At 66.0% G+C, this 24899-nt stretch carries 26 protein-coding genes and 4 tRNA genes; 16 read left to right on the top strand and 14 right to left on the bottom strand.

Going from position 1 to position 24899, the window contains the following annotated elements; genetic code table 11:
- Window positions 1–84 precede the first annotated feature (84 nt).
- Both I6I07_RS01290 and I6I07_RS01285 read left to right on the top strand, forming a co-directional pair.
- Window positions 85–486 carry a DoxX family protein gene (locus tag I6I07_RS01290; protein ID WP_198485434.1) on the top strand — a complete coding sequence of 134 codons (402 nt, stop codon included), beginning with the start codon at window positions 85–87 and terminating at the stop codon, window positions 484–486.
- A gap of 97 nt (window positions 487–583) precedes the next feature.
- Window positions 584–1036, top strand: a complete 453-nt coding sequence (locus I6I07_RS01285) for a nuclear transport factor 2 family protein (protein WP_198485433.1) — start codon at window positions 584–586, stop codon at window positions 1034–1036.
- 47 nt (window positions 1037–1083) lie between these two features.
- On the opposite strand, the gene I6I07_RS01280 is transcribed toward I6I07_RS01285, so the two are convergent.
- The 5 genes from I6I07_RS01280 to I6I07_RS01260 all read right to left on the bottom strand — a co-directional run bounded on the left by I6I07_RS01280 (window position 1084) and on the right by I6I07_RS01260 (window position 2780).
- Window positions 1084–1674, bottom strand: a complete 591-nt coding sequence (locus tag I6I07_RS01280; RefSeq protein ID WP_198485432.1) for a DUF2946 family protein — start codon at window positions 1672–1674, stop codon at window positions 1084–1086.
- A 2-nt stretch (window positions 1675–1676) separates the two neighbouring features.
- Entirely contained in the window at window positions 1677–2009 is a 333-nt protein-coding gene (locus I6I07_RS01275; protein ID WP_198485431.1) for a hypothetical protein, read from the bottom strand.
- 93 nt (window positions 2010–2102) lie between these two features.
- Window positions 2103–2176: transfer RNA gene (locus tag I6I07_RS01270), tRNA-Cys, on the bottom strand.
- Window positions 2177–2230: 54 nt separating this feature from the next.
- Window positions 2231–2306: transfer RNA gene (locus I6I07_RS01265), tRNA-Gly, on the bottom strand.
- A gap of 398 nt (window positions 2307–2704) precedes the next feature.
- Window positions 2705–2780: transfer RNA gene (locus I6I07_RS01260), tRNA-Gly, on the bottom strand.
- Window positions 2781–2971: 191 nt separating this feature from the next.
- Here I6I07_RS01260 and I6I07_RS01255 point away from each other — a divergent pair.
- Window positions 2972–3451, top strand: a complete 480-nt coding sequence (locus tag I6I07_RS01255) for a carboxymuconolactone decarboxylase family protein (RefSeq protein ID WP_198485430.1) — start codon at window positions 2972–2974, stop codon at window positions 3449–3451.
- Window positions 3452–3508: 57 nt separating this feature from the next.
- Here the strand turns inward: I6I07_RS01255 and I6I07_RS01250 are convergent, their stop codons facing one another.
- Window positions 3509–4924: a PLP-dependent aminotransferase family protein gene (locus I6I07_RS01250; protein WP_198485429.1), complete on the bottom strand. Its 1416-nt coding sequence runs from the start codon at window positions 4922–4924 to the stop codon at window positions 3509–3511.
- A gap of 110 nt (window positions 4925–5034) precedes the next feature.
- Here I6I07_RS01250 and I6I07_RS01245 point away from each other — a divergent pair, with 110 nt between their 5' ends.
- On the top strand, window positions 5035–5481 hold the full coding sequence (locus tag I6I07_RS01245) for a GNAT family N-acetyltransferase (RefSeq protein ID WP_198485428.1): 447 nt from the start codon (window positions 5035–5037) through the stop codon (window positions 5479–5481).
- Complete coding sequence (locus I6I07_RS01240) at window positions 5478–6116, top strand: FMN-dependent NADH-azoreductase (RefSeq protein ID WP_198485427.1); 639 nt, start codon at window positions 5478–5480, stop codon at window positions 6114–6116. The genes I6I07_RS01245 and I6I07_RS01240 overlap by 4 nt, the downstream gene beginning before the upstream one ends.
- A 37-nt stretch (window positions 6117–6153) precedes the next feature.
- Here I6I07_RS01240 and I6I07_RS01235 read toward each other — a convergent pair whose 3' ends face one another.
- Complete coding sequence (locus I6I07_RS01235; RefSeq protein ID WP_198485426.1) at window positions 6154–6432, bottom strand: hypothetical protein; 279 nt, start codon at window positions 6430–6432, stop codon at window positions 6154–6156.
- A 173-nt stretch (window positions 6433–6605) separates the two neighbouring features.
- Window positions 6606–6681, bottom strand: a tRNA-Gly gene (locus I6I07_RS01230).
- Window positions 6682–6965: 284 nt separating this feature from the next.
- Between I6I07_RS01230 and murB the strand changes: the two genes are divergently transcribed.
- The gene (murB, locus tag I6I07_RS01225; RefSeq protein ID WP_198485425.1) at window positions 6966–8000 is read left to right on the top strand and encodes a UDP-N-acetylmuramate dehydrogenase; all 1035 of its coding nucleotides are present in this window, start codon (window positions 6966–6968) and stop codon (window positions 7998–8000) included.
- A 56-nt stretch (window positions 8001–8056) separates the two neighbouring features.
- On the opposite strand, the gene dapB is transcribed toward murB, so the two are convergent.
- Both dapB and I6I07_RS01215 read right to left on the bottom strand, forming a co-directional pair.
- Window positions 8057–8848 (bottom strand): 4-hydroxy-tetrahydrodipicolinate reductase, encoded by a 792-nt coding sequence (gene dapB, locus I6I07_RS01220; RefSeq protein ID WP_006393211.1) that lies wholly within the window; start codon window positions 8846–8848, stop codon window positions 8057–8059.
- A gap of 17 nt (window positions 8849–8865) precedes the next feature.
- Entirely contained in the window at window positions 8866–9402 is a 537-nt protein-coding gene (locus I6I07_RS01215; RefSeq protein ID WP_035360029.1) for an outer membrane protein assembly factor BamE, read from the bottom strand.
- A 156-nt stretch (window positions 9403–9558) separates the two neighbouring features.
- Here I6I07_RS01215 and fur point away from each other — a divergent pair, with 156 nt between their 5' ends.
- Complete coding sequence (gene fur / locus I6I07_RS01210) at window positions 9559–9978, top strand: ferric iron uptake transcriptional regulator (protein WP_006223539.1); 420 nt, start codon at window positions 9559–9561, stop codon at window positions 9976–9978.
- Between the two features lie 213 nt (window positions 9979–10191).
- Here the strand turns inward: fur and recN are convergent, their stop codons facing one another.
- A complete protein-coding gene (gene recN, locus I6I07_RS01205; RefSeq protein ID WP_198485424.1) occupies window positions 10192–11853 on the bottom strand; it encodes a DNA repair protein RecN in 1662 nt (553 codons plus the stop codon).
- Window positions 11854–11866: 13 nt separating this feature from the next.
- The gene (locus I6I07_RS01200; RefSeq protein WP_054432966.1) at window positions 11867–12766 is read right to left on the bottom strand and encodes an NAD kinase; all 900 of its coding nucleotides are present in this window, start codon (window positions 12764–12766) and stop codon (window positions 11867–11869) included.
- A gap of 130 nt (window positions 12767–12896) precedes the next feature.
- Here I6I07_RS01200 and hrcA point away from each other — a divergent pair, with 130 nt between their 5' ends.
- From hrcA to dnaJ, 7 genes are all read left to right on the top strand, one after another.
- Complete coding sequence (hrcA, locus tag I6I07_RS01195; RefSeq protein ID WP_006393215.1) at window positions 12897–13901, top strand: heat-inducible transcriptional repressor HrcA; 1005 nt, start codon at window positions 12897–12899, stop codon at window positions 13899–13901.
- A gap of 45 nt (window positions 13902–13946) precedes the next feature.
- The gene (gene hemH, locus I6I07_RS01190) at window positions 13947–15038 is read left to right on the top strand and encodes a ferrochelatase (RefSeq protein WP_198485423.1); all 1092 of its coding nucleotides are present in this window, start codon (window positions 13947–13949) and stop codon (window positions 15036–15038) included.
- A 12-nt stretch (window positions 15039–15050) separates the two neighbouring features.
- On the top strand, window positions 15051–15284 hold the full coding sequence (locus tag I6I07_RS01185; protein ID WP_198485422.1) for a hypothetical protein: 234 nt from the start codon (window positions 15051–15053) through the stop codon (window positions 15282–15284).
- Between the two features lie 217 nt (window positions 15285–15501).
- Window positions 15502–16059 carry a nucleotide exchange factor GrpE gene (gene grpE, locus I6I07_RS01180; protein WP_054432973.1) on the top strand — a complete coding sequence of 186 codons (558 nt, stop codon included), beginning with the start codon at window positions 15502–15504 and terminating at the stop codon, window positions 16057–16059.
- Between the two features lie 14 nt (window positions 16060–16073).
- Window positions 16074–16478: a thioredoxin family protein gene (locus tag I6I07_RS01175; RefSeq protein ID WP_198485421.1), complete on the top strand. Its 405-nt coding sequence runs from the start codon at window positions 16074–16076 to the stop codon at window positions 16476–16478.
- A gap of 81 nt (window positions 16479–16559) precedes the next feature.
- The gene (gene dnaK / locus I6I07_RS01170) at window positions 16560–18485 is read left to right on the top strand and encodes a molecular chaperone DnaK (protein WP_006393220.1); all 1926 of its coding nucleotides are present in this window, start codon (window positions 16560–16562) and stop codon (window positions 18483–18485) included.
- 109 nt (window positions 18486–18594) lie between these two features.
- Complete coding sequence (gene dnaJ, locus I6I07_RS01165; protein ID WP_006393221.1) at window positions 18595–19725, top strand: molecular chaperone DnaJ; 1131 nt, start codon at window positions 18595–18597, stop codon at window positions 19723–19725.
- A 323-nt stretch (window positions 19726–20048) separates the two neighbouring features.
- Here the strand turns inward: dnaJ and I6I07_RS01160 are convergent, their stop codons facing one another.
- Together I6I07_RS01160 and I6I07_RS01155 are read right to left on the bottom strand one after the other, a co-directional pair.
- Window positions 20049–20435 (bottom strand): DUF4148 domain-containing protein, encoded by a 387-nt coding sequence (locus I6I07_RS01160; RefSeq protein ID WP_061072298.1) that lies wholly within the window; start codon window positions 20433–20435, stop codon window positions 20049–20051.
- A 292-nt stretch (window positions 20436–20727) separates the two neighbouring features.
- The gene (locus tag I6I07_RS01155; protein WP_198485420.1) at window positions 20728–23481 is read right to left on the bottom strand and encodes a M16 family metallopeptidase; all 2754 of its coding nucleotides are present in this window, start codon (window positions 23479–23481) and stop codon (window positions 20728–20730) included.
- A gap of 110 nt (window positions 23482–23591) precedes the next feature.
- Here I6I07_RS01155 and I6I07_RS01150 point away from each other — a divergent pair, with 110 nt between their 5' ends.
- Both I6I07_RS01150 and I6I07_RS01145 read left to right on the top strand, forming a co-directional pair.
- Window positions 23592–24191 (top strand): GNAT family N-acetyltransferase, encoded by a 600-nt coding sequence (locus I6I07_RS01150; RefSeq protein ID WP_198485419.1) that lies wholly within the window; start codon window positions 23592–23594, stop codon window positions 24189–24191.
- Between the two features lie 294 nt (window positions 24192–24485).
- Entirely contained in the window at window positions 24486–24866 is a 381-nt protein-coding gene (locus I6I07_RS01145) for a hypothetical protein (RefSeq protein ID WP_198485418.1), read from the top strand.
- Window positions 24867–24899 lie beyond the last annotated feature (33 nt).

The following is a 24899-nucleotide window of genomic DNA, read 5'->3' as shown; positions in this document are numbered from 1 at the left end:
ATGTTTATCTTTGTTTTTGGAATCGCAAGAATAGCGGCCATGAAGAATCTTCCCGTCCTGGGCGATTCGCTCACGGAGAATGCAATGACCGATACCCGTACCGCGCCTTATGCCGCGCTCCTGCTCCGCATCGCGCTGGGCGTGATGTTCCTGGCCCACGGCCTGACCAAGCTGCTGGTGTTCACCCTGCCGGGCACCGCGCAGTTCTTCGCCAAGATCGGCTTCGCGAGCTGGCTGGCGTATCCGGTGACCTTCTTCGAGATCGGCGCCGGCGCGCTGCTGATCCTGGGCGTGTTCCCGCGCTGGATCGCCGCGGTCGCCGCGGTGCAGCTGTTCGTCGCGTCCACCGTGCACTTCGGCAACGGCTGGGGCTTCAGCAACCCGGGCGGCGGCTGGGAATACCCGGTGTTCCTGGCCGTGGCGGCCGCGGTGCTGGCGCTGCTGGGCGACGGCAAGTTCGCGCTGATCAAGAGCCGTCGCGGCTGATCGCCTGGCGCATCAAACTGTCTACTGAATTGGACGTCGTCCCCGAGGCGGCCGGCACCTAGAATGGGCCGGCCGCCTCGGCTTTTCTGGAGATCCCATGTCGTTCATCACGCGCATTCTCGGCGTTGCCCTGCTTGCCGCGGCCCTGTCGCCCGCGGTCCAGGCCTCGCCCGAACAGGAGGCCGCCAACAAGGCGGCCGTGCTGGCTTTCTACGAGAAGGGCCTGAACCAGAAGGACGCGGACGCCGCCGTGAAATACCTGGGCGACCACTACATCCAGCACAACCCCAATGCCGCTGACGGACCGGAGGGATTCCGCAAATTCGTCGCGTTCCTGCGCGACAAGTATCCGCAATCGAAAAGCGAGATCAAGCGCGTCTTCACCGATGGCGACTATGTGATCCTGCATGTGCACGCGGTGCGCGAACCGGGCTCGCGCGGCAACGCCATCGTCGACATCTTCCGGCTTGAACAAGGCAAGATCGTCGAGCACTGGGACGCGGTGCAGCCGATTCCCGAGCAGTCCGCCAACAGCAACGGCATGTTCTGACGCGTCCGGCTTGCCGCCGGCGCGCCGCGTTGCGCGAACGCGCCGGATCAGGCGGTGGGATTGGCCTGGAAACCCAGGGTGCCCGGCACCAGAGCGCGATCGATCAGGCACAGCGGCGCCGCGTCGTAGACGCCCGGCAGCGCGATGCGCAGCGATTGCGCAGGCGCCAGGCGATCGATGGCGTCCAGCAGGGCGGCGCCGTCTTCCGTGACGAGCCGTTCCATCAGGGGCGGCAGGTCGCGGTCCAGCACCACGCCGGGTCCCTGCGATGCCATGGCGTACAACTGGCCGGCGTCATCCAGCCACCAGCCGCTGATCGCGCTTACCGCCTGGCCGGTGTGCGTGAGCAGGGCGTGGCCGGCGTCATCGAGACGCAGCACGTACGGCGCGGCATCGAGCCGCAGGAAGACGCGCTGCGGGCCGTTCTGGAAGAACCAGCGGCCGGCGTCGTCGCGTTCGTAATTGCGGTCGATGAAACCCTGGATCTGCGTATTGGTGATGGACTCGCCCGGCCCGCCCGCGGCGGCCAGTCCTTGCGGATGCAGGCGCCAGCGGCCGCGCGGATCCAGCGACAGCCAGCCGAACACCGCGGGCACGTCGGGCCAGCGGGCGATGGCGTCTTTCACCGAGGGATCCATGGTCAGGGGCGGATGATGATGGGGGGCGGGTTGATGATGATGGCGGGCGCGGGCATGGCCGGCACCAGCACGGGCTGGGGCGCGTAGCCGTAGCGGTAGTCGTCGCGGCACCTGCGCTTTTCGCGATAGTCGCCGTTGCGCTTCCATTTGCGCTCGACCTCACAGGCGCCGTCCCAGTACTTCTCTTTATACTCGCCGCGGCCATGGCCGTGGCCATGGCGGTGATGGCGGTCGGAATCGGCCTCGGCGGCCAGCGGCGCCAACGTCATCAGCGTGGCGGCGGACAATGCCAAAAGGGTGGGGCGGGCGCGTCGCGATTTTTGATTGCTGTGCATGGGATCGTCGTCGAATGAAAACGGCGTCACCTTAGCAATCAAACGATTGACTGGGCGTAGGGATGGGTAACGAGATGCAGGGGGGAGAAATACTGGAGGCGCAAGCCGGAATCGAACCGACGTACACGGATTTGCAATCCGCTGCATAACCACTCTGCCATTGCGCCAGTACTGCAAGAAAAAAGGAAGCTCGGTATAGGCCGGTGCTTCCTTTTTGTATTTGGAGCGGGAGACGAGTCTCGAACTCGCGACCTCAACCTTGGCAAGGTTGCGCTCTACCAACTGAGCTACTCCCGCGGGGGCACTGCGTTTGATGAACCGGATTGCAACCTGGTTTCAATCATCGGTCTCTTTTGAAAGAGGCCGTGTCCACCAAAGACAGCGATTATACACAGTTTTTAGGACTTGTGCGGGTCTGCCGGGGCGCTTGGTAAAAAAGTGGCCGCAACCATGCGCCGCGCCGCGGGCGCATCGCGGGGTCTGTCGCGAGATTGTGCGCGTAAGCCGGCAAGGCGCATGGCATGAGGCGGTGCAGGCATCCCGACGCAAAGCGGCAAGGCAACACGGGAGGGAGGGGGCGACAAGAATCTGTCGTGAAAGAGAACGGCGCCGATGATGCCTGGCGATCCGCTTCAATGAGCAATCCGGCTGATGATTCCAACGATGCGGCGACGTTCATGAAACGGCGCATCTGCTGGAGCGGGAGACGAGTCTCGAACTCGCGACCTCAACCTTGGCAAGGTTGCGCTCTACCAACTGAGCTACTCCCGCGCGGATACTGCTGTACTGCGAAGAGGCGAGAGTATACCGTAATTTGAAGTAGAGGCAAGCGGGCGCGGCGCCAGACCGCATGGCCCAGGCCAAATGGCGATTCTTGGCGCTTTGTCGCCGCGGCCGCTGGCGGCACCATGTGGGTATGCGGCGATGTCGTCCGCAACCCCTCCCACAAAGGTGTCCGTGACATGACCCAGCGTCTGAATTACTTCCAGGTTTCCGCCGAACTGTCCAAGCATTACCTCGACTTCAGCACCGCTCTGAAGAAGAAGGCCGTCATCCGCGAATTCAACGATCTCGTGACGATCCGCGCCTCGCAGATCAACGGTTGCGGCTTCTGCCTGGACATGCACATCAAGCAGGCCAAGATCGGCGGCGAGCGCGAACTGCGCCTGCACCACATCGCCATCTGGCGTGAGTCCACCCTGTTCAGCCCGCGCGAGCGCGCCGCGCTGGAATGGACCGAGGCGTTGACCACGCTGCACCCGCACGGCGTGTCCGACGCAGTGTACGAGCAGGTCCGCGGCCAGTTGTCCGAAGCGGAAATCTCGGACCTCACCTTCCTGGTGGTGGGCATCAACGGCTGGAACCGCCTGAACGTGGCCTTCCGCACCGAGCCGGGTTCGGCCGACGAGGCGTTCGGCCTGGACAAGGCCGGATTGAAGTAAGCGGGGTCCAGGCAGGCGGCGGCGCGTCGCGCCCGGATGGCGCCGCGCGTGCCGTCGCTACATCAGCTCCAGGATGCGGCGGCCGAGCTGCTCGGCGCGCTCCTGCGATTCGATGTTGGTGAAGCTCATCAGGAGGCCTGCGCCGCAGGGCGCGGCGGTCGTCCAGCGCGACAGGGCGTGCGCATAGATGCCATGCTCGACCATGCGCTGCGCCAGCGGGCGATCCGTCTGGTGGCCCGGCATCCGCACCAGCAGATGCATGCCGCCGGGTTGCGGATCGATCGGCATGGCGGGACCGAACACCTTGGCCAGCCCCGCGGCGGTGGCGTCGCGGCGCTCGGAATAGAGCCGCCGCATGCGCTGGATGTGCCGCGCGAAATGGCCTTCCAGCATGAAGGTGCTGACCAGTGCCTGGGTCAGGCCCGGAATGCCGTTGCCGAGCACCCGGTTCACGTCCTCGAAGCGCCGCACCTGGGCCTCGGGCACCACCAGGTAGGCCAGGCGGATGCCGGGAAACATGACCTTGCTGAACGTGCCGGCGTACAGCACGCGGCCATGGCGGTCCAGGCTCTTGAGTGCCGGCAGGGGCCGGCTGACGTAGCGGTATTCGCCGTCGTAGTCGTCTTCCACGATCCAGCGCTGGTTGCGCTCGGCCCATTCCAGCAGCGCCTGGCGGCGCGTCAATGACAGCGTCACGCTCAGCGGACTCTGGTGCGCGGGCGTGACGATCGCGGCGCTCGCCTGTGGCGCCTGCGCGATACCCTGCGACACCCTGATGCCTTCGGCATCGACTTCCACCGGCGCCAGCGCCAGGCCCGAGTGCTTCAACAGCTCGCGCGTCGGCGGATAGCCGGGGTCTTCCACCCAGACTTCGTCGCCGGGCTGCAGCAGCGCCTGGATCACCAGGTTCAGGCTCTCGCGATAGCCGGACGTGATGAACACTTGCGCCGGCGTACAGTGGATGCCGCGCGCGACCTGCAGGTGCGCGGCGATCGCGGTGCGCAGCGCGGGCAGGCCGTCGGCGGGCGGGTAGGACAGGTCTGCCGCCTGCGTGGCGCGCAGGTGGCGGGCGCCGAGCCGTGCCCAGATCTTGCGCGGAAAGGCGTCCAGCGCCGGCAGGCCCATCTGGAACGGCAGCAGCGTCGGCGGCTGGCGCCAGGTGTCGGGGTCCGGCTTGGCGGGCGGCGGCAGCGGCCGGGGCGCGGCCTGCGCATGCAGGCCGGGGGTGACCACGGTGCCGGCCTGGCCGCGCGGTTGCACATAGCCTTCGGCGTGCAGCAGCGAGTAGGCCATCTCGATGGTGCCGCGCGCCACGCCCAGGTCCTTGGCCAGCGCGCGCGCGGACGGAATGCGGTCGCCCGGCTTGAGTGTGCCCTGGGCAATCGCGCCGCGAAAGCGCTCGTAGACCTGCCGGTACAGCGGTTCGTCGGCGGAGGCGACGGGTGGCAGGCTGGCAAGGGAAGGGAATGTCATGGCCTAGTCGAAAGGTCAATTTATGGTCCTTCAAATTATGGCATGGCTTCCTTAGCATCATGGTTGTGCCCGCCCTGGCGGCGGGTGGTTTCTTTCAAGACAGGATCCTCATGAGTCAACAGGACATCCGCCCTATCGAGTCCGCCGAAGCGCTGCGCGCCTGCTTTCCGGTCATGCGGGAATTGCGCCCGCACCTGGCCGACGAGCACGACTTCGTCGAGCGCGTGGCGCGCATGCGCGCCGACAATTACGCCTTGCTGGCGGTGTGGGAGGGCGACGCGCCCGTCGCGCTGGCCGGCTACCGCTTCCAGGAAAACCTGATCTACGGCCGCTTCCTCTATGTCGACGACCTGGTCGTCACCGAGCGCAGCCGCGGCGGGCGCCATGGCGCCGCCCTGTTGCAGGCGCTCGAACGCATGGCGCGCGAGGCCGGCTGCGCCAAGCTGGTGCTGGACACCGGGCTGGCCAACGCGCTGGCGCAGCGCTTCTACTTCCGGCAGGGCCTGCTGACGGGCGCGATGCGCTTCAGCAAGGTGCTGGGGGAGCAAGCGGCATGAGCGTCCTGCGTTTGACTTGCAGCCCGCGCGGCGCGGAATCGGAAAGCCATCGGCTGTCGCAGTTCATCGTCGATGGCCTGGCGCGGGCCGATGTCGCGCGTGGCCGCGACCTCGTCGAGATCGACGCCAACCGGCTGCCGCATGTGGACGCCGAATACGCCTGGGCGCTGGGATCGCCCTCTGATCCGGATGGCGATCCCGCCGGATCGTTGCGCCAGTCCGACCGCTTGATCCAATCCCTGGCCGATGCCGACTACGTCGTCATCGCCACGCCGATGCACAACTACACCGTGCCGTCGGCCTTGAAGGTGTGGATCGATCACGTGGTGCGGGTACGCAGCACGTTTACCGTGACGCGCGAAGGCAAGATCGGCGTGCTGGCCGACAAGCCTGTTTTCGTGGCGGTGTCGTCGGGCGGCCTGTTCTCCGGGAGCGAGGCGCGCCAGCCGGATTTCCTGACGCCCTACCTGAAGGTGGCGCTGGCCACCATCGGCCTGAAGCGGCTGACGTTCTTTTCGGTGGAAGGCACCGCGATGGGCGGGCAGGCGCTGGAGGCGGCCCGCTTGCGGACCCAGGCGGAGATCGCGGCGTATTTCGCGGACGCGGCTGACGCGCTGGTCGAGGTCGTCGTCTAGACGCTGCGCGAGGCGCCTGCCAAGGCGGGCAGGCCTCTCAGGCGTCCATCCACACGTCTTCGTAGCCCTGGTCGTCGATGATGAACTTCGCGCCTGGCGGCAGGCGCAGGTAGTCGACGACCCGGGGCAGCAGTGTCGCCAGGTGCGCGGTGTGGACGGCTTGATAGAAGTCGTCGGCGTCCGAGTGTTCGCCGCCGTGGATGAACCAGCTGACGGTGCCATCGCGCGGCAATGCGATGCGCGTGCCGTGAATCGGCATGGTGCCCAGCGTATGCAGGGCGACCGCGACCATCTCTTCCGGCGCCATGCCTTGCATGCCGTATCTGGCGCAGATTTCGCAGATATCGTCCCGTGCAGCCGTTCGCGGAGGTGTCGTCATGCAGGCCATTTCCGGTTGTCGTGTGCGTTATTGTCGCCGCGGAAATGAAAAAAGGGCCCGCAGGCCCTTTCTTGCAACATGCGCAGTGTGAAGGCACTGCCCATAAAATCTGGAGCGGGAGACGAGTCTCGAACTCGCGACCTCAACCTTGGCAAGGTTGCGCTCTACCAACTGAGCTACTCCCGCATGGGTCCGCAATCCCTGGCTTGGTGAAAATTCTACGCAGTGCCAGTGCAAACCATTTCTTATTGCCAACCACTTTCGCGGTTGCCTGACCAACTTGGTTATCGATCAGAAGGCGCGCATTCTACATGATTTTTTTCGATCGTGCTTGCCGCAGGCTGGTTGCCGGGGCAGGCGGATCGCGCTGAACTTCGCGTGACCAATGTTGCACTACGTGGAACCTGGCTGCCAAGCTCAATCAAGTAATATGAGCGAAGACAGAAAATATAGCACACTCGGTAGTATCCATGTCAAATTCCTCTGCCACCACGCCTGCCTTGACCCCCGCGACGCGCGATCTTTCCGCCCTGAACACCCTGGGCCTGGCGTCCACGGCGCAGGCCTGCGTGACGCTCGACGATGTGGCGCAATTGCCGGCGCTGTCGGCCCTGGCCGCGCGGCACGACCGGCTGCTGGTGCTGGGCGGCGGCAGCAATGTGGTGCTGCCCGAGACCGTGCCGGGCCTGGTGGCGCACGTGGCGCTGCGCGGCGTGCGTCTCTTGCGGGCCGAGGCCGATGCGTGGCGGGTGGAGGCGGCCGCCGGCGAGACCTGGCATGGCTTTGTCGCCGAATGCGTGAAGCAGGGGTGGGACGGCCTGGAAAACCTGGCGTTGATCCCGGGCACGGTCGGCGCGGCGCCGGTGCAGAACATCGGCGCCTACGGCGTCGAGCTGGCCGACCGCTTCGACAGCCTGACCGCCTGGGACGTGCAGGCCGGCAGGTATGTCGAGATGAGCGCGGCCGATTGCCGCTTCGCCTATCGCGACAGCGTCTTCAAGCATCAGCCGCCCGGACGCTGGGTGATCGTGGCGGTGCGCTTGCGCCTGCCGCGGCCGTGGCGGCCGGTGCTGTCGTATCCGGACCTGCAGCGCCATCCCGGGTTGGCGGGCGAGCCGTCGGCGCGCGCCATTTTCGAGGCGGTCTGCGAGATCCGGCGCGCCAAGCTGCCGGATCCGTCGGTCACCGGCAACGCCGGCAGCTTTTTCAAGAATCCCATTGTGTCCGCGGCGCAGCGCGAGGCGCTTGTCGCCCGCTATCCCGGGCTGGTGTCGTACCCGCAGCCGGACGGCGGCTACAAGCTGGCGGCCGGCTGGCTGATCGACCAGTGCGGCTGGAAGGGCCGCGGCCTGGGTGCGGCCGGCGTGCACGACCGGCAGGCGCTGGTGCTGGTGAACCGGGGGGGCGCCACCGCCGCCGACATCCTGGCGCTGGCGCGCGCCATTCAGGACGCGGTCGCCGAGCGCTACGGCGTGGCGCTGGAGCCGGAGCCCGTGGTGGTGTGAACGGATGCCCCATGAAAAAGGACCCTCGCGGATCCTTTTTTGTGGGCGCGGCGGGATCAGAGTCCCAGCACCGCCTGCATGTCGTACAGGCCGTTGTGCTTGCCTTCCAGGAAGCGGGCAGCGCGCAAGGCGCCTTCGGCGTAGGTGGCGCGGCTGGCCGAGCGGTGCGTGATCTCGATGCGTTCGCCGATGCCGCAGAACGACACGGTGTGATCGCCGACGATATCGCCGCCGCGCAGCACCGAGAAGCCGATGGTGCCGGGCTTGCGCACGCCGGTGTCGCCGTGGCGGCTCCAGGTGGCCACGTCGGGCAGGGCGACATCCCAGGCCGAGGCGATGGTCTCGCCCATCTTGAGCGCGGTGCCCGAGGGCGCGTCGACCTTGTTGCGATGATGCGCTTCGAACACTTCGACGTCATAGCCCGAATTCAGGATGCGGGCGGCCATGTCCAGCAGCTTGAGCGTGGCATTGACGCCCACGCTCATGTTGGGCGCGAACACGATGGCGGTTTTCTGCGCGGCCACTTCGATGGCGGCGCGGCCGTTGTCGTCGAAGCCGGTGGTGCCGATGACGGCCTTCACGCCCAGTTTGGCGCAGGCCTGCAGGTGTTCCAGCGTGCCTTCGGGGCGGGTGAAGTCGATCAGGCAGTCGGCGTTGGCCAGCGCGGCCAGGTCGTCGGTGATGGCGACGCCGGTCTGCTGGCCCAGCGGCGCGCCCGCGTCCTGGCCCAGCGAGGGCGAGCCCTGGCGGTCGAGCGCGACCGCGAGTTGCAGGCCGTCGGCCTTCAGGACGGCGTCGATCAGCATCTGGCCCATACGGCCGCTGGCGCCGGCGATAGCAATACGCATGAAGAAAATCCTTGGGGTTAGCGCAGCGGCTCGGGGGCGTTGCCAGGCTGGCCGGGGTACTGGTTCATCGGGCTGGTGGGGGCGGCGGCGTCGCGCTTTTTCTGCTCTTCTTCCTGCTTGAGGCGGGCCTCGTCCTCGCTCAGGCGCTTGTCGGCCTTTTCGTCGGCCGTGGCGCTGGGGGTGTTCAGCTGGTAGGGTTGCAGGTCTGGCTGCTTGTCGCCTTCCCAGCGGGTCAGCCGGTCGTTCTCGAACCAGACCGTGAACTTGCGTTCCTGGGCATCGCCGTAGCCGGGCTTGTAGTAGTAGGGGTAGTCCCAGCGGTTGGCGTGCAGCACGCTGGTCAGGGTGGGGCTGCCCAGGGCGAAGCGCACCTGCTCGCGCGTCATGCCCGGTTGCAGCAGCGCGACCTGTTCCTGGGTGATCCAGTTGCCTTGCTGGACGCCGGCTTTATAGGGGAAGCCCCACTTGTCCCCCGTGCAGCCGGCAAGGGCGACGGCCAGGGCGGCGATGGCCAATCCGGTCTTGAGCGAGCGGGAAGGAATTCGTGCAATCATGGACACTACGCGCCCCTATTATTTGGAAGCAGACAAAACCGTTATCATAAAGGTTTCATAAGGATAGTTCTGCGGGGCGGCAGGAATTCTGGGAAGCCGGCTCGCGGTTACCCGGTATCCTTGCCCATGCCAACGCGGACGGAGAGCGATTACACCATGAGCGACCAAAGCGAACTGAAAAACATGGGTTTGAAGGCGACTTTCCCGCGCCTGAAAATTCTTGATATCTTCCGTAAGTCTGACCAGCGCCACCTCAGCGCCGAAGACGTCTACCGTGCCCTGATCGGCGAAAACGTCGAGATCGGCCTGGCCACCGTCTATCGTGTGCTGACCCAGTTCGAACAGGCCGGCATCCTTGCCCGCAGCCAGTTCGACAGCGGCAAGGCCGTGTTCGAGCTCAATGACGGCGATCACCACGATCACCTGATCTGCACGAACTGCGGCAAAGTGGTCGAATTCTCGGACCCGGACATCGAAAAGCGCCAGCAGAAGATCGCCAAGGACAACGGCTTCGCGCTGGAAAGCCACGCCATGGTGCTGTACGGCATCTGCGGCAGCTGCCTGAAAGGCCGCTGAGCTTTTCTGCGTTCGACCCTGACCACGGCCGCGCTCGCCGTGGTTCAGTGAAAGCAAAAGCCCCTTCTCAAAGAAGGGGCTTTTTTTATTCCCGGACTGAATCGGGCGACGGGCTGGCGCGATACGGGTTGCCGGCGCAAGGGCAGCCCCTGGATTCGGACGGCCGACAACCGGCCTGCGGGCGGCGAGGCTGGGGCCTGGACGGCAGCCGGCTCAGGCCGGTGCGCGGCCGATGCCGGCCAGCATTTCGCGGGCGTGTTCGCGGGTGGTGGCGGTGAGCTTGATGCCGCCCAGCATGCGGGCGATTTCCTCGACCCGGGCGCTGTCGTCGAGTTCCTCGATGCGCGAGCGGGTGGTGCCGCGCGATTCGGTCTTGCTGACCAGGAACTGGTTGTTGCCGCAGGCCGCGACCTGCGGCAGGTGGGTGACGCACAGCACCTGGTGACGCTCGCCCAGTTCGCGCAGCAGCTTGCCGACGGCTTCGGCCACCGCGCCGCCGACGCCGCTGTCGACTTCGTCGAAGATCAGCGTGGGCACGCGCGCGGCGCGGCTGGCGATGACCGACAGCGCCAGCGAGATGCGCGACAGTTCGCCGCCGGAAGCGATCTTGGCCAGCGGCCGCGGCGTGGTGCCGGCGTGGCCGGCCACCAGGAATTCGACCTGCTCGTTGCCATGCGCCGACGGGGCGGCCGCGGCCAGCGTGGGTTCGAACTTGCCGCCTTGCATGGCCAGCGTCTGCATCGCCTGGGTGACCTGCTTGCCGAGGTCCTTGGCGACCTTGCGGCGCGCCGTGGTGAGCTTGGCGGCGGCGGCGTCGTACTGCGCCTGCGCCGCCTGCGCCTGGGCCCGCAGCGCGTCGATGTCGGCGGCGGCCTGCAGGGCCGAGAGCTCGGCGTGCAGGCTGTCGCGCAGCGCGCACAGCCCTTCGGGTTCGGTGCGGAACTTGCGCGCAGTCTCGAACACCGCGCTCAGGCGCGCCTCGAGGTCGGCCAGTCTGCGCGGATCGAGATCGACGCGGCTGACGTAGTTGTTCAGGTCGGACACGGCTTCGCTGATGGCAATGCGGGCCGATTCGAGTTCGTCGTAGATGCCCTGCAGGCCGGTGTCGTGCCGCAGCATCTGCTGGATGCGGTGATTGGCCGCGGTCAGCCGATGGTGGGCCGAGTCGCCTTCGCCGTCGAGCGCGTCGAGGATCTGCGTGGCGCCGTCCAGCAGCGATTGCGAATGCGACAGGCGCGTGTGCTCGGACTGCAGCGATTCCCATTCGTCCGGCGCCAGGCCCAGGCGGTCGAGTTCGTCGACCTGCCATTGCAGCCGTTCGCGTTCGGTCGCCAGGCCGGCGGCATCCTTTTCGGCGGATTCGAGCTGGCGCGCCAGCGCGCGCCATTGCTTCCAGGCCTGGCCGACGGCCTGGCGCAGGTCGCCATGGCCGCCGTGCGCGTCCAGCAGGTCGCGCTGGGCCTCGGGGCGCATCAGGCTCTGGTGCGCGTGCTGGCCGTGGATGTCGACCAGGCTGTCGCCCAGTTCGCGCAGTTGCGCGACCGTGGCCGGCGTGCCATTGATGTAGGCGCGGCTGCGGCCCTGCGCGTCGATCACGCGGCGCAGCGACAGTTCCTCGTCGGCGTCGATCTCGCGTTCGGCCAGCCAGGCGTTCAGCGCCGGCGGCGTGTCGAAGACGGCGGTGATGTCGGCGCGCGCGGCGCCTTCACGCAGCACGCTGACGTCGCCACGTTCGCCCAGCGCCAGCGCCAGCGCGTCGATGAGAATGGATTTGCCGGCGCCGGTCTCGCCGGAGAAGACGGTGAAGCCGGGACCGAAATGGATCTCGGTCTGCTCGACGATGACGAAGTCGCGGATGTGCAGGGTGCGCAGCATGTCGGGGCGCTTACTACTCTACGTTGTCGGTGGCTTGCGGCATCAGGTTCCAGTGCAGCTTGCGGCGCAGGGTGGAAAAGAAGCTGTAGCCTTCCGGATGCACGAAGCGGATGGTGTAGGGTGCGCGCTGCACGACGATGCGGTCGCCGGGTTGCAGGTCGGACCAGGTCTGCATGTCGAAGTGCACGCTGGCGCCGACCTCGACCCGGCCCATGGCGGTGAGCGTCATGTTGAGCACGCCGCTGTCGGGGATCACGATGGGGCGGTTCGACAGCGTTTGCGGCGCCACCGGCACCAGCACCATGGCGTTCATGCCGGGGTGCAGGATCGGACCGTTGGCCGACAGCGCGTAGGCGGTCGAGCCGGTGGGCGTGGCGATGATCAGGCCGTCGGCGCGCTGCGTGTACATGAAGGCGCCGTCGAGTTCGACGCGCACTTCGATCATGCCGCCGCGTCCGGCGCGGTTCAGCACCACGTCGTTGAGCGCCGAGGCCGCGTACATCTGCTGGTCGCCGCGCCACACGCTGCCTTCGAGCAGCATGCGTTCCTCGATCTGGAAGTTGCCTTCCAGCACGCGCGCCAGCGCGTCGTGCGCGTCCTGCACCGGGATGTCGGTGATGAAGCCGAGGTGGCCGTGGTTGATGCCGACCAGCGGCACGCCGAAGGGCGCCAGGTGGCGGGCCGCGCCCAGCACCGTGCCGTCGCCGCCCATGACCACGGCCAGCGAGGCGTCCTGGCCGATCTGCTCGTAGGTGGCGACCGGGTATTCCGTGAGCCCGGTGTTGCGGGCCGTGTCGGCGTCGACGAGCACCTGCCGCCCGGCCTGCGTGAGCGCGTGCGCGAGCGCCCTTAGCGGAGTGGCCAGGCCGGCGTCCTGGTATCTGCCGATCAGCGCGACGGTAGGAAAGTGCATGGTGGCGAGGCGAATCAGAAAAAGCGAAATTGGTCCGGAATCGGGCCCGTTAGCCGATTATATGGGGCCGCATATCGGCTTGCGGGACAAAAATCGCCTTAATTGGAAAAGATTCCCTAAAATACGCGCTATGGATGACCGCGCACGCGCATTACTGAAAGCGTTGATCGAACGCTACATCGCCGATGGGCAACCAGTCGGCTCGCGGACGCTATCGAAGGTCTTCGACCTGTCGCCCGCCACCATCCGCAACGTCATGGCGGACCTGGAAGAGCTGGGCCTGATCCACAGTCCGCACACTTCCGCGGGGCGCATTCCGACGCCGCGCGGCTACCGCATGTTCGTCGATTCGCTGCTGGCGGTGCAGTCCTACCAGCTCGAACCGCACAACATGGGCGACATGCTGGCGGCGGCCGAACCCACCCGCGCGGTCAATGCCGCGGCGGCGCTGCTGTCGAACCTGACGCAGTTCGCCGGCGTGGTGCTGACGCCCAAGCGCGCCCAGGTGTTCCGCCAGATCGAATTCATCCGCCTGTCCGACAAGCGTGTCCTGCTGATCATCGTCACCCCGGATGGCGACGTGCAGAACCGCATCCTGTTCGTGCAGCGCGACTACGCCGAGGCCGAGCTGCTGGAGGCCGGCAACTTCTTCAACATCCATTTCGCCGGCAAGTCCTTCGACGCGGTGCGGCGCACCCTGTCCACCGAGCTGGCCCAGCTGCGCGAAGACATCTCGCGGCTGATGCAGGCGGCGGTCGAGGCCAGCGCCGAAGCGGCCGAGGACGGCGACGCCGTGGTCATTTCGGGCGAGCGCAAGCTGCTCGACGTCACCGACATCGCCTCCGACATGGACCGCCTGCGCAAGATGTTCTCGCTATTCGAAAAGAAGACCGACCTGCTGCAGCTGCTCGATGTGTCGAGCCGCGCGCAAGGCGTGCAGATCTACATCGGCGGCGATTCGCAGCTGGTGCCGATGGAAGAAGTCTCGGTGATCACCGCGCCCTACGGCGTGGACGGCAAGGTGGTCGGCACGCTCGGCGTGATCGGTCCGACCCGCATGGCCTACGAACGCGTGATTCCCATCGTGGACATCACGGCGCGCCTGCTGTCCAACGCCCTCAGCCACAACCAGTAGTTCCATTCGAACCGACATCCTCCTTGCGGAGGAAGGGGAGTTTTTGTGTTTCTTCGCCTGTTCAAGTATCTCTGGCCTGAACGCTACCTGCCTGAAATCGAGCAGGACGACCCCTTCAATGAAGACCCGCCGCCGCGCGCGCCGGGCAAGGTCGGCGTGCTGCTGGTGAACCTGGGCACGCCCGACACCCCGGGCAAGAAGGACATCCGCAAGTACCTGGGCGAATTCCTGTCGGACCCGCGCGTGATCGAGATTCCGCGCTATCTGTGGAAGCCGATCCTGCACGGCCTGGTGCTGACGATGCGCCCGAAGAAACTGGAACCCCGCTACGCCGGCGTCTGGCTCAAGGAAGGCTCGCCGCTGATGGTCTACAGCCGCCGCCAGGCCGAAGGCGTGCAGGCCGCGTTGACCGCGGCCGGGGTCGAGGCGGTGGTGGAACTGGGCATGCGCTACGGCAACCCGTCGATTCCCGACGCCATCTCGCGGCTGCGGGCGCAGGGCTGCGAACGCATCCTGACCGTGCCGCTGTATCCGCAATACGCCGCCAGCACGTCGGCCACCGTGGTCGATGCCGTGACGCGCCACGCCGGCCGGCTGCGCGACCAGCCGGAAATGCGCTTCATCAAGCGGTTCCACGAGGATCCCATCTATCTCGACCCGCTGGCCGCCCGTATCGAGGCGTACTGGCGCGAGCATGGCAAGCCGCAGAAGCTGGTCATGAGCTTCCATGGCCTGCCGCGCTATTCCATCGAACTGGGCGATCCGTACTACCGCGACTGCATGGAAACCGCGCGGCTGCTGTCGCAGCGGCTATCGCTGCCGCGCGAGCAGATCGAGGTGACCTTCCAGAGCCGCTTCGGCACCGCCCGCTGGCTCGAGCCCTACACCGAACCGACCCTCAAGGCGCTGGCCGCCTCGGGCATCACCGAGGTGGATGTGGTGTGTCCGGGATTTGTGGCAGACTGTCTGGAAACCCTGGAAGAGATCAGCCTGGAGTGCCGCGACGCCTTTGTCGGCGCGGGCGGCAAGCAGTTCCGTTACATCCCGGCGCTCAATGACGATCCGGCCTGGATCGCGGGGTTGGCCACCCTGACGGCACGACACTTGCAGGGATGGCCCACACATTCACGGACTTGAAGGAGAGGGCGCATGCACCATGATCCCAAGACGGGCAAGATTGTGAAAAAGGGGAACGTCAGTACCCCGGTGGAGGAGGATCAGGTCGAGCACGAGCTGGACGAGGCGCTGGCCGAGACCTTTCCCGCCAGCGATCCCATCGCGATCAATCCGGAGCCGGACGACGATCCGCGCGTCGACCGCGCCCTGAAAGAGAGCTTTCCCGCCAGTGACGCCGTCGCGCCGGCGCAGCCGCACAAGAAATGACCTGTCCCTGGCATCGGCGGATCTGCTGAAATGCCGGTTTTCCGTGCGGTTCGCGGGTGAAGCTGGGGTTTTGGCGGATTTTTCCGGATTTTCCTGGGTGGCTGCCGGTTGCCGCGGTGGCGCTGCGCGACGGGGAATATTTGCTTTCCCGGGCTTGAAATAGGGGTATTGGCCCCCATTCATGTCTGCGAAAGCCATTCTTTTTGGAGGATTCCCCATGACGGCACCCAACGAGCCTGTAGATCAGACGCCCGGATTCGGCAACGATGCCGACGCGGCCCCCGCCGCCCAGGACGCCGCGCAGGCCGAGCTGAACGAGTTGCGCGCCCAGCTGGACGCGGCCCAGGCTACCGTCAATGAGCAGCATGACCAGCTTCTGCGCATCCGCGCCGAGGCCGAGAACGTGCGCCGCCGTGCCCAGGAAGAAGTGTCCAAGGCACGCAAGTTCGGCATCGAGTCGTTCGCGGAAAGCCTGGTGCCGGTCAAGGACAGCCTCGAGGCCGCGCTGGCCCAGGCCGACCAGACCGTGGACACGCTGCGTGAAGGCGTCGAAGTCACGCTCAAGCAGCTGGCCGCCGCCTTCGAGCGCAACATGCTCAAGGAAATCGCGCCGGTCCAGGGCGACAAGTTCGATCCGCACCAGCACCAGGCGATTTCGTCGATCCCGACCGACCAGCCCGCCAACACGGTGGTGCAGGTGCTGCAGAAAGGTTACGCCATCGCCGACCGCACGCTGCGTCCGGCCCTGGTGGTGGTGTCCGCCGGCCAAGGCTGAGCGGACGACGCGCCATGACCGATCCCAGGTTCGACCCGGCCCAGGTCTTCGCGGTGTTCGGCATGCGTCATGTCGATACCGCGGGATTCGACGCCGCCGTGGTCCAGGCGCCGGGATCGGACCTGCGCTGCGTGTTCCTGTGGGGCCAGGATTGCTATAACTGCAATCTCTTCAAGCAGGCGGCGCTGCTGCACCAGGACACCCTGCTGGGCCTGGGGCTGAGCTGGTTCGAGGCGGATGTGTACGCCGACGAGCCGCTGGGCCGCCGCTTTTCCCTGCATGGCGTCCCCACTTTTGTGCTTTACCGGGCCGGAAAACGGCTCGGCCGCATCACCGGTTGGCCCGGATTGCCCCAGTTCACGGCGGCGATCCGGCGCCTGCAGGAAACGCCGGCGGAAAATTCCAGCCAGGCGTCTTGAAAAACCCTGCGGGCAGCCCCAGTTATGTGGGGACAGGAAATTTCTCTCCAATTTCACAGATTTATCCAAGGTAACCCGACCATGAGCAAAATTATTGGCATCGACCTGGGCACGACCAACAGCTGCGTGGCTGTCATGGACGGCGGTCAGGTCAAGATCATCGAAAACGCCGAAGGCGCCCGCACCACCCCGTCGATCGTCGCCTACATGGACGACGGCGAAACGCTGGTTGGCGCGCCCGCCAAGCGCCAGGCCGTGACCAACCCGCGCAACACGCTGTACGCGGTGAAGCGCCTGATCGGCCGCAAGTTCGAGGAAAAGGCGGTGCAGAAGGACATCAACCTGATGCCCTATGCCATCGTCAAGGCCGACAACGGCGACGCCTGGGTGGAAGTGCGCGGCAAGAAGATGGCGCCTCCCCAAGTGTCGGCCGACGTGCTGCGCAAGATGAAGAAGACCGCCGAGGACTACCTGGGCGAGGAAGTGACCGAGGCCGTCATCACGGTGCCGGCGTACTTCAACGACAGCCAGCGCCAGGCCACCAAGGACGCCGGCCGCATTGCCGGCCTGGAAGTCAAGCGCATCATCAACGAGCCGACCGCGGCCGCGCTGGCCTTCGGCCTGGACAAGACCGAAAAGGGCGACCGCAAGATCGCCGTGTATGACCTGGGCGGCGGCACGTTCGACGTCTCGATCATCGAAATCGCCGACGTCGATGGCGAAAAGCAGTTCGAAGTGCTGTCGACCAACGGCGACACCTTCCTGGGCGGCGAAGACTTCGACCAGCGCATCATCGACTACATCATCTCCGAGTTCAAGAAGGAACAAGGCGTTGATCTGTCCAAGGACGTGCTGGCCCTGCAGCGCCTGAAGGAAGCCGCTGAAAAGGCCAAGATCGAACTGTCGTCGGCGCAGCAGACCGAGATCAACCTGCCGTACATCACGGCCGACGCCTCGGGTCCGAAGCACCTGAACCTGAAGATCACGCGCGCCAAGCTGGAAGCGCTGGTCGAGGAACTGATCGAACGCACCATCGAACCCTGCCGCGTGGCCATCAAGGACGCCGGCGTGAAGGTTTCCGACATCGACGACGTGATCCTGGTCGGCGGCATGACCCGCATGCCCAAGGTCCAGGAAAAGGTGAAGGAATTCTTCGGCAAGGATCCGCGCAAGGACGTGAACCCCGACGAAGCCGTCGCCGCTGGCGCCGCCATCCAGGGTTCCGTGCTGTCGGGCGATCGCAAGGACGTGCTGCTGCTGGACGTCACCCCCCTGTCCCTGGGTATTGAAACCCTGGGCGGCGTGATGACCAAGATGATCCAGAAGAACACGACCATCCCGACCCGCTTCTCGCAGACCTTCTCGACCGCCGACGACAACCAGCCGGCCGTGACGATCAAGGTGTTCCAGGGCGAGCGTGAAATCGCCGCGGGCAACAAGGCCCTGGGCGAGTTCAACCTCGAAGGAATCCCGCCGTCGCCGCGTGGCATGCCGCAGATCGAAGTCACGTTCGACATCGACGCCAACGGCATCCTGCACGTGTCGGCCAAGGACAAGGGCACCGGCAAGGAAAACAAGATCACCATCAAGGCCAACTCGGGTTTGTCGGAAGACGAGATCCAGCGCATGGTCAAGGATGCCGAGGCCAACGCCGAGGAAGATCACCGCGTCGCCGAACTGGCCCAGTCGCGCAACCAGGCCGATGCCCTGGTGCACGCCACCCGCAAGTCGCTGACCGAATACGGCGACAAGCTCGAGGCGTCCGAGAAGGAAGGCATCGAGGCGGCCATCAAGGCGCTGGAAGAAACGTTGAAGGACGGCGACAAGGCCGCCATCGACGCCAAGGTCGAAGCCCTCTCGACCGCCTCGCAGAAGCTCGGCGAAAAGATGTACGCCGACATGCAGGCGCAGCAAGCCGCCGGCCAGCAGCAGGCCGCCGACAACGCGAAGCCGGTGGACGACAATGTCGTCGACGCCGACTTCAAGGAAGTCAAGCGCGACCAATAATGGCCGGGCGCTGACCTGCCTCTGCCGCCCGGTAGCCGGAGAAATCCGCCTACCGGGCGAACTCATTCTGTAGCACTGAAAAGAAGGCTCTCCCCCGAGCCCATCGATCATGGCAAAACGCGACTATTACGAAGTCCTGGGCGTGGCGAAAAACGCCTCGGACGACGAACTCAAGAAGGCCTATCGAAAGCTGGCCATGAAGTACCATCCGGACCGCAATCCGGACAGCAAGGAAGCCGAAGAGAAGTTCAAGGAAGCCAAGGAGGCCTACGAGGTCCTGGGCGATGAACAGAAGCGCGCCGCGTACGACCGCTACGGCCATGCGGGCGTCGACCCCAACGCCGCGGGCATGGGCGCTGGCGGCATGGGCGGCGGATTCGCCGACGCCTTTGGCGATATCTTCGGCGAGATCTTCGGCGGCGGCGGCGGTGGCCGGCGCGGCGGCGGTCCGCAGGTCTATCGCGGCGCCGACCTGAAGTACGCGCTGGAGATCACGCTGGAGCAGGCCGCGGCCGGCTTCGACACCGAGATCCGCGTGCCCAGCTGGGAAAACTGCGACACCTGCCACGGTTCCGGCGCCAAGCCCGGCACCTCGCCCAAGACCTGCCGCACCTGCGGCGGCTCCGGCGCGGTGCGCATGCAGCAGGGTTTCTTCAGCGTCCAGCAGACCTGCCCGACCTGCCATGGCAATGGCAAGGAAATCACCGATCCGTGCGCGGCCTGCGATGGCGTCGGCCGCATCCGCCGCAACAAGACCCTGCAGGTCAAGATTCCGGCCGGCATCGACGACGGCATGCGCATCCGCTCCAGCGGCAATGGCGAGCCCGGCATCAATGGCGGCCCTCCGGGCGACCTGTATGTGGAAATCCACATCAAGCAGCACAAGATCTTCCAGCGCGACGGCGACGACCTGCACTGCGAGCTGACCATCCCGTTCACCACGGCGGCGCTGGGCGGCGAACTGCAGGTGCCGACGCTGGGCGGCAAGGCCGAGATCTCGATTCCCGAAGGCACGCAGTCCGGCAAGACCTTCCGTCTGCGCGGCAAGGGCATCCGCGGCGTGCGCGGCAGCTATCCGGGCGACCTGTACTGCCACGTGGTGGTCGAGACGCCGGTGCGCCTGAGCGACGACCAGAAGAACATCCTGCGCCAGTTCGAGGCCTCGCTGAACGACGGGGGCGACCGCCACTCGCCGCAAAGCAAGTCCTGGACCGATCGCGTCAAGGAGTTCTTCAGCTGAATCGGCTGAGCTGAATCCCGCCGTATTGGCGGAGCGCGGCCCAGGGTCTGGAGGCATCCGGATCCTGGGCCGATTTCATTGGGCGGGGCAATCGCCGGGGCGAAAAAAAACCGCGGCTTGCGCCGCGGTTTCACTGCAGGTACTGCAACTTCTTGCTTCAGACTGCGTACTGCTGACTACAGGCACTGCTACTTCCAAAACAGACTGCGTACTGCCTAACTACAGGTACTGCTACTTCCACTGCTAGATCCGCCGCTGTGGCCTGAAAAAACCGACCCCGAACCATGATGCCGCCCGGGGCCGGCCGGGCTACAGCAAGCAGCTCACCGGGTGATCGGCGGGTATTCGAGTTCGCCGAACGTGTACTGGCCGCTGGCCTTGGCCTGGGCGAGTTCCTGCTGGACATCGGCGCGCGTCTTGACGCTGGCCGCCGCCTTGACGGGCGGGTATTGCAGTTCGCCGAAGGTGTATTCGCCGCTGGTCTTGGCTTGTTGCAGCTGGGCTTGCACTTCCTGCGCGCTCAGGCTGGCGGCCTGGGGCAGGGCGGGCGGATAGTCCAGCTCGCCGAAGGTGTATTGGCCGCTGATCTTGGCCTGTTGCAATTCGGTCGCCACCTGGGCGCTCGACTTGGCCTGCTCGACTCCGGCGGCTTGGGCGCCAGCGCCCACCAGGGCTAGGGAAATCAGCAGGGTAGTTGTCAGGGTTTTCATAATGACCTCCAATTCGTTTTAAACGGGGCCGAATCCGGCGGCCCTCCGTCGTGGTTCGTTGTTTGTTCCCGATGACTGAATTGTGCGCGTCATCCCACTTGGGATAAACCCTGATATCTTGAAAACATCTTTCCAAATAACCGTGTAATAAATGCCGTATAGGGCTATCTACCCACTTGTGGCATGGTTTTTTCAATTCTAGGTAGGGAACCGACGGGCAAGGCCGGAACGTGTGGGCAAAAAAAAAGCCCCTGCCGGGGCAGGGGCTCGAGACGCCGGGAGGGCGTGGCGCTCAGGGCGCCTTTTTCTTGAAGTCGCCGGCGACGGCAGTGCTGAAGCCGTCGGGGCGCAGGTACTTGCGCAATGCCGCGTTGACCGTGTCGGGCGTGAGGGCGCTGATCTTCTTGTCCATCTCGGCCGACCATTCGAAGGTGCGGCCGCGCTGCAGGTAGTCGAGCCAGGTGCCGGCCAGCACGTCGTCCTGGGCGCGGGCCAGGTTGCGGTAGTTCAGCAGGGCGGTGATGCCGTCGGAGACCTCCTTGTCGCTGAAACCGTCCTTGAGCACGCGTGCCAGTTCCTCGCCGATGGCCTTTTCCAGGCGCTCGCGGTTCTGCGGCGCGTAGATGGCGTACATGGTCCAGCTGGCGCTGGGTTCGAACGACGAGACCGACAGCGAGCTGCGCACGTTGTAGGACAGGCCCTCGGTTTCACGCACGCGGTTCCACAGGCGCGAGGTTTCCGAGGCGCCGAACAGGTAGTTGGCCAGGTACAGCGCCGCGTAGTCGGCATCGCTGTCCTGCAGCTTCAGGGGCATGCGCGAGATGTAGAACGCGTTGGCCTTGTCCGGGGTCGCGATGTCGAACTGCTTGGCGGGGATGTCGCGGTACGGATTGCCGACACGCGTGTAGGCGGGGGCGCGCTTCCAGCCGGCCAGGCCATCCTTGACGGCCTTTTCGACGGCCTCGGGCTCGAAATCGCCGACCGCCGAGTACTCGATCTTGCCGGCGCCGTAGAACTTGGCGTGGAACTTGACCAGCGCGTCGCGGTTCAGCGCGCGGATGCTGGCCAGCGATTCGTCGAACGTGGGCACGTAGCGCAGGTCATCGGCGGGCCACGGATTGTCCTGGCGCGCCAGGGCGCGTCCGGCCAGGGCCTGCGGCTCGGTCATGGCGTTCTGGATCGAGGTCTCGAGCTGGCGCTGGTATTCCTCGAGCTGTTCCTTGGGGAAGTTGGCGTTGCGCACGATGTCCAGCGCCAGGCGGGTCAGCTCGGGCAGGTTTTCACGCTTGGTCGACATGGCGATCTTGAGCGTGGTGCCGCCGCCGCTGAAACCGAGCTCGGCCTGCAGCTTGTCGAGGCGGTCCTGGATGTCCTGGCGCGACAGCTTGGCGGTGCCGCGCGTCAGCAGGTCGGCCACGGCGCTGGAATTCACGCGCTGGCCCAGCAGGTCTTTCTCGTTGCCGAACTGGATCAGCATCTGCGCCTGCACGCGGTTGCCGCGCGTGGCCTTGGGCAGCAGCGCCAGTTGCACCGGGCCGTTGGGCAGGTCGAGCGTCTTGCGCTGGGTCAGGCGGTCGATGTTCTGCGGCGTGGGATCGAAGGCGGACGCGGCCTTGAAGTCGGGGTCGCCCTTGTAGTCCTTGAACACCGCGGTCAGGTCGACGCGTTGCGTCTGCGGCGCGCGCACCGGCTTTTCGGTCGGGATGTAGCGGCCCTCGATGCGGTTGCTCTGCACCAGGTAGGTGGTGGCGGCCTGCTGCACTTCGGCCAGCGTGGCCTTGCGGGCGCGGTCGCGTTGCAGGAAGAACAGGCGCCAGTCGCCGGCGGCGATGGCTTCGGACAGCGCCACGCCGACCTGCTCGGGATCGCTGTAGGTCTGTTCCCACGAGGTCAGCCACTTGCTGCGCGCGCGGTCCAGTTCCTGCTGGGTGAAGGGCTTCTTGCCGAGCGCTTCGAGCGTGCCGGTCAGCGCCTTCATGGCGGCGTCCTGGCTCTTGCCCGGGGTCAGCTGGGCGGCGAACATCGCCAGGCCCGGATCCAGGTTTTCCATGGTGAAGCCGAACACGCCCGAGGCCAGCTTGGTCGGCACCAGCGCGTGGTAGAGGCGGCCCGAAGGCGTGTCGGCCAGGATGGTGGTGGCCAGGTCGAACGGCACGAAGTCGGTGCTGCCGGCGGCCGGGATGTGGTACATCGCGGCGACCAGCGGCGTGCCGCCGGCGCGGCGCAGCGTGACGGCGCGCTCGCCGTCCTGGGCCGGTTCGACGGTGTATTCCGGCGGCAGCTTGCGGTCGGGCTTGGGCAGCTTGCCCAGCGTGGCCTCGATGTCGGCCAGCGTGGCCTGCGGATCGAACTTGCCGGCCACGATCAGCACCGCGTTGTCGGGCTGGTAGTACTCGTGATAGAAGGCGCGCAGCTGGCCGATGTCGACGTTCTCGACGTCGGAGCGGGCGCCGATGGTGTTCTTGCCGTAGCTGTGCCATTGGAACGCGGCCGCCTGCATCTTCTGCATGAGGATGCGGAAGGGGCTGTTCTCGCCGCTTTCCATCTCGTTGCGCACGACGGTCATTTCGGAATCGAGGTCTTCCTTGGCGATCAGGGAATTGACCATGGCGTCGGCCTGCCAGCCCAGGTACCACTTGAGGGTGTCGGGGTTGGCGGCGAAGCTGGCGAAATAGTTGGTGCGGTCGCTGGAGGTCGAGCCGTTGGCCTGCAGGCCGCGGCGCGAGAACTCGCCCATGGCGTTGCGCGTGGTGGAGGTGCCCTTGAACAGCATGTGTTCGAGCAGGTGGGCCATGCCGGTCTGGCCGTAGTTCTCGTTGCGCGAGCCGACCAGGTAGGTCATGTTGACCGTGGTCGAGGGCTTGGATTCGTCGGGAACCAGCAGGACGCGCAGGCCGTTGCTGAGGCGGTATTCGGTGATGCCCTCGATCGAGGCGGCCTCCGTGACGCCAGCCGGCAGGCTGGCGGCTCCGGCCTGGAAGGCCAGGAAGGATGAGAACAGCAGCGCGCCCAGCGGACGCGGCAGCTTCGATATGGACAGGCGCATGGCGGACTATTCCTTTGGCATGGCAGAATCCGTTGGAGTGTATACGGTGTGAATGGTTCAGGGGCCCGCCCCTGGCGCGCCGGCCCGTCGTTCTGTCTGGAAAACCGCGCATGTCGCTATCCCTTGAAATCGAGACTCCCCGCCTGGTGCTGCGGCAATGGCTGGCGGCCGACCGCAAGCCGTTCGCGGACATGAACACCGATGCGCGCGTGACCCGCTACCTGTTGCCGATGACCGCGCCGGAAAGCGATGCGCTGGCCGACCGGCTGGCCGCGGGCATCGACGAGTACGGCTGGGGTTTCTGGGCGGTCGAGGTGCCGGGCGTCGCGCCGTTCATCGGTTTCGTCGGCATCAAGGCGCTGGGGCCGACGCTGCCGTTCGCGCCGGGCGTGGAAATCGGCTGGCGCCTGGCGGCGCCCTACTGGGGCAGGGGCTATGCCAGCGAGGCCGCGCAGGCCGCGCTGCGGGTGGGGTTCGAGCAGATCGGCGTGCCCGAGATCGTGGCGTTCACGGTGCCGGAAAACGAGCCGTCACGCGCCGTGATGCGGCGCCTGGGCATGCGTGAAGATACGCAGCGCTTCGAGCATCCGGCCGTGCCGGACGGCCATCCCTTGAAGACGCACGTGCTGTACCGGCTGGCGCGCGAGGCCTGGCATGCGCAGAAAAATGGTGACGCCGGCGCAGGCATGGAGCCGTTCGCGGCGGCATAAGCGTCGGCAGGCCCGGTCAGGCCGGGATGTTGCGCCGCAACACCCTGGCGTGGCGCGGCCGATTTGAGATCGGGGCGGGCGTGGGTGTAAGCTTTGCAGAACGTAGTTGCTGTTGTCGACGGGATGCGCGACAGCCGTCTACAGGTTTCCCGTCCAACGCCAGCCGCCGCCCCGCCGGGTCGCAGACCGGCCGTATGCCGGATTGCGCCTCGCGCCCCACGGGCGGCGACGGTGCTTGTTGTTCGCGCCTTCGCCGCCGGCATCCTGCCGGCGCATCTTTCGGAGGAACGACCCATGCTGACCGAGATCGTCACGCGTGCCTTGTCCCAACTGACCGGCAGCCCCATGAGTGGCGACCGCATCAAAGGACAGTTTCAGTACGCTTATGCCAGTGATGACGGCCAATTCGTGGCCATACTGACCCATGACATGACCACCTATGTGGTGGACCTGCGCGCCCAGCGCTATTTCGCCGAGTGCGGAGGATCGCCGCGCGGCTTTGCCGGGCATGTGCTCGAGATGGAGGGCGCCGAGGCGCGCCAGCATCCGTGGCCCGCGGCCAATGACCTGTTCGACCTGGACATGGATGCGGACGAACTGTCCTGGCGCCAGTGCCCGGGGATGCGCGGCACGGCCGGCAGCGCCAACCGATCTGTGGAGAGCCGCGCCGCCTGAGAGTGGCCAGAAGCGGCAGTCCCCTCACTGAAC

Source organism: Achromobacter deleyi (genome assembly GCF_016127315.1).
Taxonomy (GTDB): domain Bacteria; phylum Pseudomonadota; class Gammaproteobacteria; order Burkholderiales; family Burkholderiaceae_B; genus Achromobacter; species Achromobacter insuavis_A.
Note: the sequence above shows the minus strand (reverse complement) of the source record. Positions and strands in the feature narration are given on the sequence as shown.

What these genes read in the sequence shown, in the direction of transcription:
- I6I07_RS01290 (WP_198485434.1), top strand. Translation starts at nt 85, where the DNA reads ATGACCGATACCCGTACCGCGCCTTATGCCGCGCTCCTGCTCCGCATC.
- I6I07_RS01285 (WP_198485433.1), top strand. Translation starts at nt 584, where the DNA reads ATGTCGTTCATCACGCGCATTCTCGGCGTTGCCCTGCTTGCCGCGGCC.
- I6I07_RS01280 (WP_198485432.1), bottom strand. Translation starts at nt 1,674, where the DNA reads ATGGATCCCTCGGTGAAAGACGCCATCGCCCGCTGGCCCGACGTGCCC.
- I6I07_RS01275 (WP_198485431.1), bottom strand. Translation starts at nt 2,009, where the DNA reads ATGCACAGCAATCAAAAATCGCGACGCGCCCGCCCCACCCTTTTGGCA.
- I6I07_RS01255 (WP_198485430.1), top strand. Translation starts at nt 2,972, where the DNA reads ATGACCCAGCGTCTGAATTACTTCCAGGTTTCCGCCGAACTGTCCAAG.
- I6I07_RS01250 (WP_198485429.1), bottom strand. Translation starts at nt 4,924, where the DNA reads ATGACATTCCCTTCCCTTGCCAGCCTGCCACCCGTCGCCTCCGCCGAC.
- I6I07_RS01245 (WP_198485428.1), top strand. Translation starts at nt 5,035, where the DNA reads ATGAGTCAACAGGACATCCGCCCTATCGAGTCCGCCGAAGCGCTGCGC.
- I6I07_RS01240 (WP_198485427.1), top strand. Translation starts at nt 5,478, where the DNA reads ATGAGCGTCCTGCGTTTGACTTGCAGCCCGCGCGGCGCGGAATCGGAA.
- I6I07_RS01235 (WP_198485426.1), bottom strand. Translation starts at nt 6,432, where the DNA reads ATGCAAGGCATGGCGCCGGAAGAGATGGTCGCGGTCGCCCTGCATACG.
- murB (WP_198485425.1), top strand. Translation starts at nt 6,966, where the DNA reads ATGTCAAATTCCTCTGCCACCACGCCTGCCTTGACCCCCGCGACGCGC.
- dapB (WP_006393211.1), bottom strand. Translation starts at nt 8,848, where the DNA reads ATGCGTATTGCTATCGCCGGCGCCAGCGGCCGTATGGGCCAGATGCTG.
- I6I07_RS01215 (WP_035360029.1), bottom strand. Translation starts at nt 9,402, where the DNA reads ATGATTGCACGAATTCCTTCCCGCTCGCTCAAGACCGGATTGGCCATC.
- fur (WP_006223539.1), top strand. Translation starts at nt 9,559, where the DNA reads ATGAGCGACCAAAGCGAACTGAAAAACATGGGTTTGAAGGCGACTTTC.
- recN (WP_198485424.1), bottom strand. Translation starts at nt 11,853, where the DNA reads ATGCTGCGCACCCTGCACATCCGCGACTTCGTCATCGTCGAGCAGACC.
- I6I07_RS01200 (WP_054432966.1), bottom strand. Translation starts at nt 12,766, where the DNA reads ATGCACTTTCCTACCGTCGCGCTGATCGGCAGATACCAGGACGCCGGC.
- hrcA (WP_006393215.1), top strand. Translation starts at nt 12,897, where the DNA reads ATGGATGACCGCGCACGCGCATTACTGAAAGCGTTGATCGAACGCTAC.
- I6I07_RS01185 (WP_198485422.1), top strand. Translation starts at nt 15,051, where the DNA reads ATGCACCATGATCCCAAGACGGGCAAGATTGTGAAAAAGGGGAACGTC.
- grpE (WP_054432973.1), top strand. Translation starts at nt 15,502, where the DNA reads ATGACGGCACCCAACGAGCCTGTAGATCAGACGCCCGGATTCGGCAAC.
- I6I07_RS01175 (WP_198485421.1), top strand. Translation starts at nt 16,074, where the DNA reads ATGACCGATCCCAGGTTCGACCCGGCCCAGGTCTTCGCGGTGTTCGGC.
- dnaK (WP_006393220.1), top strand. Translation starts at nt 16,560, where the DNA reads ATGAGCAAAATTATTGGCATCGACCTGGGCACGACCAACAGCTGCGTG.
- dnaJ (WP_006393221.1), top strand. Translation starts at nt 18,595, where the DNA reads ATGGCAAAACGCGACTATTACGAAGTCCTGGGCGTGGCGAAAAACGCC.
- I6I07_RS01160 (WP_061072298.1), bottom strand. Translation starts at nt 20,435, where the DNA reads ATGAAAACCCTGACAACTACCCTGCTGATTTCCCTAGCCCTGGTGGGC.
- I6I07_RS01155 (WP_198485420.1), bottom strand. Translation starts at nt 23,481, where the DNA reads ATGCGCCTGTCCATATCGAAGCTGCCGCGTCCGCTGGGCGCGCTGCTG.
- I6I07_RS01150 (WP_198485419.1), top strand. Translation starts at nt 23,592, where the DNA reads ATGTCGCTATCCCTTGAAATCGAGACTCCCCGCCTGGTGCTGCGGCAA.
- I6I07_RS01145 (WP_198485418.1), top strand. Translation starts at nt 24,486, where the DNA reads ATGCTGACCGAGATCGTCACGCGTGCCTTGTCCCAACTGACCGGCAGC.